We start from the raw sequence: 9649 nt of genomic DNA, 5'->3' as shown, positions 1-9649 counted from the left end.
GTTGATCAGACCTTCCCTAACGCGACGTATTGCGTATCGATCGGCATCACGTGCCCCAGGAAATCCTAGCGTTGAAAATCTTGAGTAATAACGTCGCAGTGCACGATCATGAAGTCACGACGTTCACCGCCAGAAACAAAAAAACCGCGCAATGCGCGGTTTTTTCGTCAGACCTTTTGCCAACCCATCAAGGACGACGCGCCAGCGCCTCCACGTCCTTGGCCTTCGGCAGCAGGTCCTGCTTGGTCACCGCAAACGGACCGATGCTCAGCATCGGTACGGCCACGATCACCGAGGAGATCACCACGATCACTGCGCCGATCATGTGGGTTTCGGCCAGGCCCTCCATCGATTCGCCGCCGTAGATGTACAGCGCCAATGCCGACAGGAAGAACATCACCGCGGTGATCACCGTGCGCGAGAGCGTCTGGTTGATCGAGCGGTTCAGCACTTCCAGCGGCTCCACGCGCAGTGCGCGGAAGTTTTCGCGCACGCGGTCGAACACCACGATGATGTCGTTGATCGCAAAGCCCATCACCGACAGCAGGCCGGCCAGCACGGTCAGGTCGAACTCGCGACCGGTCAGCGACACGAAGGCCACGGTGACCAGCAAGTCGAACAAGGCGGTCAGGCTGGCGACCACCGCGAACTTCCACTCGAAGCGGAACGCGATGTAGATCAAAAAGCCCACCAGCATGAACACCGTGGCATACACGCCATTCAAGGCCAGATCCTTGCCGACCTGCGGGCCGACGAATTCGCCAGGCTGCACGGTGGCCGGATTCTCGTCGCTGGTCACTGCCTTGCGCACATCTTCGGCAACGGTGCGCGCGGCATCGTCGCGATTGTTGTTCTGCCCATGCGGCTGCAGGCGAATCATGACTTCATTGCCGCCGCGCGCGTTCTGCACCTGGGCGTTTTCGAAGCCGGCCTTGGACAGCTTCTCGCGCACCTGGTCCACGTCCACGGTCTTCTGGAACGAGGTCTGCACCAGCGTGCCGCCGGTGAATTCCAGCGCGTAATTGAAACCCTTGCCGACGATGATGCCGACCGAGGCGACTGCCAGCACCAGCATCAAGATCAGCACCGGCTTGCGCCAGCTCATGAAATCGATCTTGGTGTCGTTGGGAATGAGATGGAGCGGGAACAATTTCATGGAAAAGATCTTCCGTTTAAGACGTTTGCGCCATTGGGGCGCAGACGCTTGCAAAGGGATTCATTCCCCGACCGCGTGCAGCTGGGCTGCACCGGCCAGGGCCGGACTCGCATCTCAGATAGCGACGGACTTCAGCTTCTTGCGGCTGCCGTAGATCAACACCGCCAGCGCACGCGACACGGTGATCGCGGTGAACATCGAGGCGAAAATACCGATCATCATGGTCAGCGCGAAACCCTTCAGCGGGCCGGTACCGAACGCGTACAAGGCCACCGCCACGATCAGGCCGGTCAGGTTGGCGTCGAGGATGGTGCCGCCGGCCTTTTCGTAACCGGCCGCGATCGCCGACTTGGCCGGTACGCCCAGGCGCAACTCTTCGCGGATACGCTCGTTGATCAGCACGTTGGCGTCCACCGACAGACCCACCGACAGGGCAAGGCCGGCAAAGCCCGGCAACGTCATGGTGGCGCCGAACAGCGACATCACCGCCACCACGATCAGCAGGTTGAACAGCAGCGCCACCGAGGTGATCGCGCCGAACACGCGGTAGTAGATGGTGAAGAACACCAGGGTGAACAGGAACGAGTAGACCACCGCCGTGACGCCGCGCTCCACGTTCTCCGCACCCAGGCTCGGACCGATCACGTATTCCTCGACGAAATCCATCGGCGCGGCCAGCGAGCCGGATTTCAGCAGCTTGGCCAGGTTCTCGGCTTCGGTCTTTTCCAGACCGGTGGTCTGGAAGTTCTTGCCGAACACGCCGGCAATGCGGGTTGGCGACAAGGCTTCTTCCTTGACCCGCACGCTGCGCACTTCCTTGCCGTCGACCATGGTCACGGTGGGAATGCGCTCGATGTAGACCACCGACATCAGCTTGCCGACGTTGGCGCTGGTGTAGTCGAACATGCGCTGGCCGGCGACGTTGTTGAGCGTCACCGCCACTGCCGGCATGCCGTTCTGGTCGGTGCTGACCGACGCGCTGACCATCTGGTCGCCGGTCACCAGCGCGCGCTTGTTCAACAACACCGGCGCGTTGCTGTCGCGCAGGCGATAGACCTTGGCCTCCGGCGGAATGTTGCCGCTACGCACGGCATCGTCGGCGTTGCCGTCGACCACGGCGCGGAATTCCAGCGAGGCGGTGGCACCGATCAGGCGCTTGGCTTCGGCGGTGTCCTGCAGACCGGGCAGTTCGACCACGATGCGGTCCTCGCCCTGGCGCTGGATGGTCGGCTCGGACACGCCCAGTGCGTTGACGCGGTTGCGCAAGGTGGTGAGGTTCTGCTCGATCGCACCGCTGGCGATCTGCTTGAGCTCGGCCTCCGGCACCTTCACGGCGATGTTCTGGCCGCTGACGTCGTAGGTCAGGGTCGGCTGCGCCTTGGCCAGCGCCACGCGCGCGGCGTCCGCATTGGCGCCCTCGCCCAGGCTGACCTGGATACTGTTGTCGGCGCGACGCTCCACCGAGCGATACGGGATACGCGCATCGCGCAAGGTGGTGCGAATGTCTTCGGCAAACCCGTCCAGGCGCTTTTCCAGCGCGGCCTTTTGATCGACCTGCATGGCGAAGTGCACACCGCCCACCAGGTCCAGACCCAGCACCATCGGCCGGCCGCCCAGCTTGGCCAGCCAGTCCGGCACGGTGGAGGCCAGGTTCAGCGCCACGGTGTAGTTCTCGCCCAGCTGCTGGCGCAACACGTCGTTGGCGCGGGTCTGCGCCTGCAGCGAGGGCAACCGCACCATCAGGCTGTCGCCTTCCTTTGTGATCGCCTTCGGCGTGATGCCGGCGCTCTTGAGCTCACCGTCGATGCGGCTGCGCAAGGCGTCGTCAAGCTGCGCACCGCGGCTGGCGGTGATCTGCACGGACGGGTCCTTCTGGTAGACGTTGGGCAGCGCATACAGCGCGCTGACGGCCAGTACCAGCAGGATCAGGAAGTACTTCCAGCGAGGAAATTCGAGCATTGCGACAGTCCCGCGTGGCACCATCCCGGCGCCGCGCCTAGCAGTGAGAACGACTTCAAGCGACCGGTACAACGTCGCCAATGGTCTTCAGATGGATACGGGCGGAACGGTGGAACCGGCGGGTCACAACCTCCGGTTCCACCTGGCGACTGCGCCTGCCTGACAGCGGCGCAGCCATTGCAAGACGCGCTTAGCTCGCCGACTTCAGCGTGCCCTTCGGCAGCACATGGCCCACGGCGCTCTTCTGCACGCGGATACGCACGTTGTCGGCCACTTCCACGCTGATGAAGTTGTCGCCGATGTCGGTGATCACACCCGCAACGCCGCCGGAGGTGATCACTTCATCGCCGCGCGCCAGCTTGTCCAGCAGCGCCTTGTGCTCTTTCTGGCGCTTCATCTGCGGGCGGATCATCAGGAAGTACATCACCGCGATCAGGATGATCGGCAGCGCGAAGGTGGACAGGCCTCCCATCGGGCCGGGTGCCGGCGCGCCGCCAGCGACCTGCGCCTGGGCAGCGGGGATCAGGAAATCGAGCAGATTCATTCAGTGCATCCTAGTTTGGTGCCAGCGCGCCCATGGGCCCGCTCGCTATTCAGGTACCGCCGGGGCGGAACAGCCGGGAATTATGCCATGCAGGTTCCACGCCGTCCGCGTCAGGGCGCGCTCGGCCGGTCTCAGCTGGTTGCCCCCGGCAACGGCGGCGTGGTGGCGCCGCGTGCCGCATAGAAGGACCGCCGGAACTCCACAAAGGTTCCCGCCGCGATCGCTGCGCGCATGTCGGCCATCAGTTTTTCGTAGTACCAGAGGTTGTGCAGGGTGCCCAGCATCGGCGCCAGCATTTCGTTGCAGCGGTCCAGATGGCGCAGGTAGGCGCGCGTATAGCCGCTGCTGCAGGCATGGCAGCCACAGCCCGGCTCGATGGTGTCCAGGTCGCGCTCGTACTTGGCATTGCGGATGCGCACGGTGCCGAACGAGGTGAAATAGTGGCCGTTGCGCGCGTTGCGGGTGGGCATGACGCAATCGAACATGTCCACCCCGCGGGCCACGCCTTCGACCAGGTCTTCCGGGCGGCCCACGCCCATCAGGTAGCGCGGGCGCTCGGCCGGCAGGCGCGGATGCAGGTGTTCGAGCATGGCATTGCGTTCGTGCTCGGGCTCGCCCACTGCCAGCCCACCGATCGCATACCCATCGAAACCGATGGCTTGCAGTCCGTCCAGCGAGCGGCTGCGCAGGTCCGGATGCACCCCACCCTGCACGATGCCGAACAGCGCCGCATCGTTGCCGAGCCCATCGTGCGCATCGCGCGAGCGCTGCGCCCAGCGCAGGCTCAGCTCCATCGAGCGGCGCGCGACGTCCTCGGTCGCCGGGTACGGCGTGCACTCGTCGAAGATCATCACGATGTCCGAATCGAGCACTTTCTGGATTTTCATGCTCTCTTCGGGACCCAGGAACACCCGGGCGCCATCGGTCGGCGAGGAAAAGGTCACGCCCTGCTCGGTGATCTTGCGGCGATGCGCCAACGAAAACACCTGGAAACCGCCGGAATCGGTGAGGATGGGCCCATCCCAGCGCGCAAACCCGTGCAGTCCGCCGTGATCGCCGATCACCTCCAGGCCCGGACGCAGATACAGATGGAAGGTATTGCCCAGAATGATCTCCGCACCCAGCGCGCGGATCTGCTCGGGCAGGATGCCCTTGACCGAACCATAGGTCCCGACCGGCATGAACGCAGGGGTTTCGACCGTGCCACGCGGAAAGGTCAGGCGCCCACGGCGGGCATGCCCGTCGGTGGCTTGGAGCTGGAACTGGAGTCGGGACATTGAGGGGCCGGGATTGGAAATTGGTGATTCGGGATTGGCAAAAGCGAGAAGGCTGAGAGCTGAGGGCCGTTACGAATCCCCACTCCCGAATCCCCAATCCCGGCCCCACAACAACATCGCATCGCCGTACGAAAAGAAGCGGTAGCGCTGCGCGATGGCGTGGCGGTAGGCGGCGAAGATGCGCTCGCGGCCGGCGAAGGCGGAGACCATCATCATCAAGGTGCTTTCGGGCAGATGGAAGTTGGTGACCATCGCATCGACGCTGCGGATGCGGTAGCCGGGCAGGATGAAGATCTGGGTTTCGCCGGCGAATGGCTGCAATTCGCCTTCGGGCGCGGCCTCGGTGGTGCGCCAGGCGCTTTCCAGCGAGCGCACCACCGTGGTGCCCACCGCGATCACGCGGCCGCCGCGGGCACGCGTGCGGCGCACCTGTTCCACCAGCGCGGCCCCCACGTTGAGCCATTCGGTATGCATGACGTGCTGGTCGAGCTTGTCCACCCGCACCGGCTGAAAGGTGCCGGCACCCACATGCAAGGTGACGTGGCCGAACTCCACCCCGCGCTCGCGCAAGCGTGCCAGCAGCGGCTCGTCGAAATGCAGCCCGGCGGTGGGGGCGGCCACCGCACCGACTTCGCGCGCGAACACGGTCTGATAGCGCTCGCGGTCTTCCACGCCCGGCTCGCGGCGGATGTAGGGCGGCAGCGGCAGGCGGCCAGCCTCCAGCAGCCAGTGTTCCAGCGGAGTCGGGATCTCGAAGCGCAGCAGATAGAACTCGCCATCGCGGCCCAGCACCTCGGCCTGGCCGCCGGCATCGAGCGCGATCAGGCTGCCGGCCTTGGGCGACTTGCTGGCGCCGATCTGTACCCGCGCCTGACGCTCGCCAAGCAGGCGCTCGATCAGGATTTCCACCCGTCCGCCGCTGGCCTTGTGCCCGAACAAGCGTGCCGGAATGACCCGGGTGTCGTTGAAGATCAGCAGATCGCCCGGCTGCAGCAGCTCGGGCAGATCGCGCACCTGGCGGTCGGCCAGCGCCTGCGGCGACGGCGGCACGACCAGCAGCCGGCTCGCCGCGCGCTCGGCCAGCGGCGCCTGGGCGATCAGTTCGTCGGGCAGGTCGTAATGGAAATCGGACTTCTTCAAGGCCGCAGGATCGTTGTCTGAGTAGCCGCATAGTGTAACTGCGGCCGGGAATGGAGAATTGGGAATGGGGAATCGGACGAGCGGCAGGGCTTCATCGTCGCCTTTCCGCCCCCGATTCGCTGCTCTTACGATTCCCTATTCCCGATTCTCCATTCACCGCTCGAACTTGGTCGACAGGATGATCGCGCTGGTCGTGCGCTCCACGCCGTCGATGGCGCCGATGGCGTCGGTGAGCACGTCCATCTCGTTGACGCCGCCGACCACCCCCAGGGCGACCAGGTCGTAGGCACCGCTGACCGAATGCAGCAGGCGCACTTCCGGAATATCGCGCAAGGCCTTCACCACGGCAGGCATTTTCTTGGGCAGCACGGTGATCAGGATGTGCGCGCGGATGCGGCCCTGCTCGTAGTCGTCATGCGTGCGCACGGTGTAGCCGCTGATCACGCCGTCGCGCTCGAGCTTTTCGATGCGGCTCTGCACGGTGGTGCGCGAGAGTCCGAGCCGCCGCGCGATCTGGGCGGTGGAGGCGCGCGCGTCCTCGCGCAGCAGCGACAACAGGCGTTCGTCGGAGGGGGTGATCTTCACTATTGTGCATTCGTTTCGGCGAATCGCCGAAAATATCGTACTTCCTGCCCAGATTCACGCTGCCAAACGCCGATCTTCTGCCGATAATAGAAAGGGAACGCCACCTTTGAAGGAGATGCGCCATGTCCGTCCTTGCCCCGCTCGTCCCGCTGCGTGCCCATGCCGGCCGCCGCCTGACCGAAGGCCTGGACGACGCGACCATCGCGCGCCTGGCCGTCAGCCACCCTGACCTGCAGCAGGCCATCCATGCAGCAGCAGCCGAATATGCGCTGGTGCGCGATGACGCCGCCGACCTGCTGGACCTGGACGAAGAGGCCCAGATCGGCGCAGTGCAGGAAGGCTTCATCAATTTCTACGCGGACGACGCCGTGACGCCTTATGTGGCACTGGCCGCACGCGGGCCGTGGGTGGTCACGCTCAAGGGCGCGGTGCTCTACGACGCCGGCGGCTACGGCATGCTCGGCTTCGGCCATACGCCGGCGGCCGTGCTCGAGGCCATGGCGCGCCCGCAGGTGATGGCCAACGTGATGACGCCCAGCCTGGCGCAACGCCGGCTCGATCGCGCCCTGCGTGCCGAGATCGGCCACAGCCGCGGCGGTTGCCCGTTCGCACGCTTCATGTGTCTCAATTCCGGCTCCGAAGCGGTGGGCCTGGCCGCCCGCATCGTCGATACCAACGCCAAGCTGCACACCGACCCCGGCGCGCGGCACGCCGGTGCCACCATCAAGCGCCTGGTGGTCAAGGGCAGCTTCCATGGCCGTACCGATCGCCCGGGCCTGTATTCCGATTCCAGTCGCAAGACCTATACCAAATACCTGGCCAGCTATCGCGACGAGGATTCGGTCATCGCGATCGCCCCGTACGACGTGGCCGCGTTGCAACGCGCCTTCGATGAGGCCGCGCGCAATCACTGGTTTATCGAAGCGGTATTCCTGGAGCCGGTGATGGGCGAAGGCGACCCGGGGCGCGCGTTGCCGGCCGAGTTCTACGCCGCCGCGCGCGCGCTCACCCGTACCCATGGCAGCCTGTTGCTGGTCGATTCCATCCAGGCCGGGCTGCGCGCGCATGGCGTGCTCTCGGTGGTGGACTACCCGGGATTCGAACAGCTCGACCCGCCGGATCTGGAGACCTATTCCAAGGCGCTCAACGCGGCCCAATACCCGCTGTCGGTGCTGGCGGTGACCGAACACGCCTCGCAGGTGTATCGCAAGGGCACCTACGGCAACACCATGACCACCAACCCGCGCGCGCTCGATGTGGCCTGCGCCACTTTGGCGTTGTTCACGCCGCAGGTGCGCGACAACATCCGCATCCGCGGTGCGCAGGCGATTGCCAAGCTGGAAGCGCTGCAGGCCGAGCTCGGCGGCTTGATCACCAAGGTGCAAGGCACCGGCCTGTTGTTCTCCTGCGAACTGGCACCGCAATTCAAGTGCTACGGCGCCGGTTCCACCGAAGAGTGGTTGCGCCATCGCGGCGTCAACGTGATCCACGGCGGCGAGAATTCGCTGCGCTTCACTCCGCATTTTGCGATGGATGAAGACGAGCTCGATCTGCTGGTCGGCTTGATCGCGCGTGCGCTCAAGGAAGGCCCGCGCCAGCTGCAGGCCGAGGCGGCCTGATTCGCTCAACGCGGCACGCCGACGCGCATGGCGTCGGTGTGCTGCAGATGGCTGATAGGTCTTCCACCAGCTCTCTGCGGTGTGCCTTGGAACCTTGATCGGTGTCAGCAGTGGCGCCAGCCTTCGGTTGCGTCAAACCGATCCAGGCTGGGTCATCAGCCATTGGCTCGCCCGCCTTACCTAGCTCCGAATTCGCGCGATACCTGCAACACGCAATGCGAAGCCACTTGAACATGCAAGCTTGCGCTCGGATAAATCGCCTACAGCACCCAGGCCAATGACCTCACTCAGATTCGACCTGAGCGGCCCTGCCCCAGGCCGATTGCCGTATCACGCGCACGCTGCCACTCAAATCGGCACCGCGTTCAACTTGCGGCGCAGGTAGTTGGTCAGGGCACGCCGCGGCGACTTGCCGCGCCACGATGCCCAGCACAGGTGCGAGCCGACCGCGCTCTTGCCGCCACGATGGCCAAGCCCGAACCAGGTGCGGTCCGGATGGAAGGCATCGCGCGGGGGGACAGGATGTCGGCGAACTGCCCACCGTGCGCTTCGTAGAAACGCGTCAGCCCACGCGGGCCCGAAATCATCGGAATCTCGCGGTGGTCCTGCAGCGTTTCCGGAGCATGCGCGGTAAAGATGTGCTCGAGGAACGCGCGCCAGAACGGATGCCCGGGCTCGGAGCCGAACACGGCATTGCCGATCTTGAAGTCTTCCTGGCCCGGCGCACCTTCCTCGACGGGCAGCACGCAACGCTGCGACAGCATCTGCGCATCGAGTGGTCGTAGCAGTTTGTAGTCGGTGTCGAAGTAGAAGCCGCCATGTGCATGCATGTACGCGCAGCGGGCGATGTCGGCTTTCATCACACCGAAGCGAATCTGCTCGTAGCGCTCGGCAAACTCGGGGAATGCACGCCGCATCAGCTGGGAGTTATCGGCATCGTCCCAGACGTAACAGGTCCATCCAGGCAACAGGCGCTGCAGGCGATCGCAGATCCTGCGCTCCTCCCATAGCAGCTGCTTGGTGGGTGCGGTCAGGTGAATCAGTTGAGGAATCATGGGGGCGACTCGGGCTGTGGGGGAACCGAGCCGCCACCGCAGTGCCGCATCGATTCGGCTACCTGGTCGCTGGCCCGGCCGCACCAACCGTAGTCGCACTATCGACGTGACATAAATCGCACTCGCTGATGATCAAACGCAGGCCCATAGAAACAAGCGATGCAGATGCGAAGTCTTGAAACAACGCGTAAATGCAGTCGCAATTCCGATTAAACCGCTTGCTGCGTTGTCATATTCAAGGCGGCAGTCGGGCACGTCGAAGAAGCCGGCGGCGGACACACCGCTATGTGCACTTGGCTTGCAGACGCTGCGCA

At 64.6% G+C, this 9649-nt stretch carries 7 protein-coding genes and 1 pseudogene; 1 reads left to right on the top strand and 7 read right to left on the bottom strand.

The genetic code is table 11. From position 1 onward, the window contains the following. Nucleotides 1-187 precede the first annotated feature (187 nt). The 6 genes from secF to J7360_RS19100 all read right to left on the bottom strand — a co-directional run bounded on the left by secF (nucleotide 188) and on the right by J7360_RS19100 (nucleotide 6661). Nucleotides 188-1156, bottom strand: coding sequence for a protein translocase subunit SecF (gene secF, locus J7360_RS19125; RefSeq protein WP_057661353.1), 969 nt, complete (start codon nucleotides 1154-1156; stop codon nucleotides 188-190). Nucleotides 1157-1270: 114 nt separating this feature from the next. Beyond that, complete coding sequence (gene secD, locus J7360_RS19120) at nucleotides 1271-3115, bottom strand: protein translocase subunit SecD (protein ID WP_007969721.1); 1845 nt, start codon at nucleotides 3113-3115, stop codon at nucleotides 1271-1273. A gap of 190 nt (nucleotides 3116-3305) precedes the next feature. Continuing rightward, entirely contained in the window at nucleotides 3306-3659 is a 354-nt protein-coding gene (gene yajC, locus J7360_RS19115; RefSeq protein ID WP_057661355.1) for a preprotein translocase subunit YajC, read from the bottom strand. A gap of 131 nt (nucleotides 3660-3790) precedes the next feature. Then, nucleotides 3791-4936: a tRNA guanosine(34) transglycosylase Tgt gene (tgt, locus tag J7360_RS19110; protein WP_057661358.1), complete on the bottom strand. Its 1146-nt coding sequence runs from the start codon at nucleotides 4934-4936 to the stop codon at nucleotides 3791-3793. A 69-nt stretch (nucleotides 4937-5005) separates the two neighbouring features. Beyond that, nucleotides 5006-6076, bottom strand: coding sequence for a tRNA preQ1(34) S-adenosylmethionine ribosyltransferase-isomerase QueA (gene queA, locus J7360_RS19105; protein ID WP_057661360.1), 1071 nt, complete (start codon nucleotides 6074-6076; stop codon nucleotides 5006-5008). Nucleotides 6077-6229: 153 nt separating this feature from the next. Further along, the gene (locus tag J7360_RS19100) at nucleotides 6230-6661 is read right to left on the bottom strand and encodes an Lrp/AsnC family transcriptional regulator (RefSeq protein ID WP_008574410.1); all 432 of its coding nucleotides are present in this window, start codon (nucleotides 6659-6661) and stop codon (nucleotides 6230-6232) included. 122 nt (nucleotides 6662-6783) lie between these two features. On the opposite strand from J7360_RS19100, the gene J7360_RS19095 reads away from it, so the two are divergent. Further along, on the top strand, nucleotides 6784-8280 hold the full coding sequence (locus tag J7360_RS19095) for an aminotransferase class III-fold pyridoxal phosphate-dependent enzyme (protein ID WP_209034511.1): 1497 nt from the start codon (nucleotides 6784-6786) through the stop codon (nucleotides 8278-8280). A 348-nt stretch (nucleotides 8281-8628) separates the two neighbouring features. On the opposite strand, the pseudogene J7360_RS19090 reads toward J7360_RS19095, so the two are convergent. After that, nucleotides 8629-9335 (bottom strand): annotated as a pseudogene (locus J7360_RS19090) (glycosyltransferase). Nucleotides 9336-9649 lie beyond the last annotated feature (314 nt).

The sequence above is a fragment of the Xanthomonas sp. D-99 genome (assembly GCF_017746145.1).
GTDB lineage: Bacteria > Pseudomonadota > Gammaproteobacteria > Xanthomonadales > Xanthomonadaceae > Xanthomonas > Xanthomonas cissicola.
This window is presented reverse-complemented; position numbering and strand designations above follow the sequence as displayed.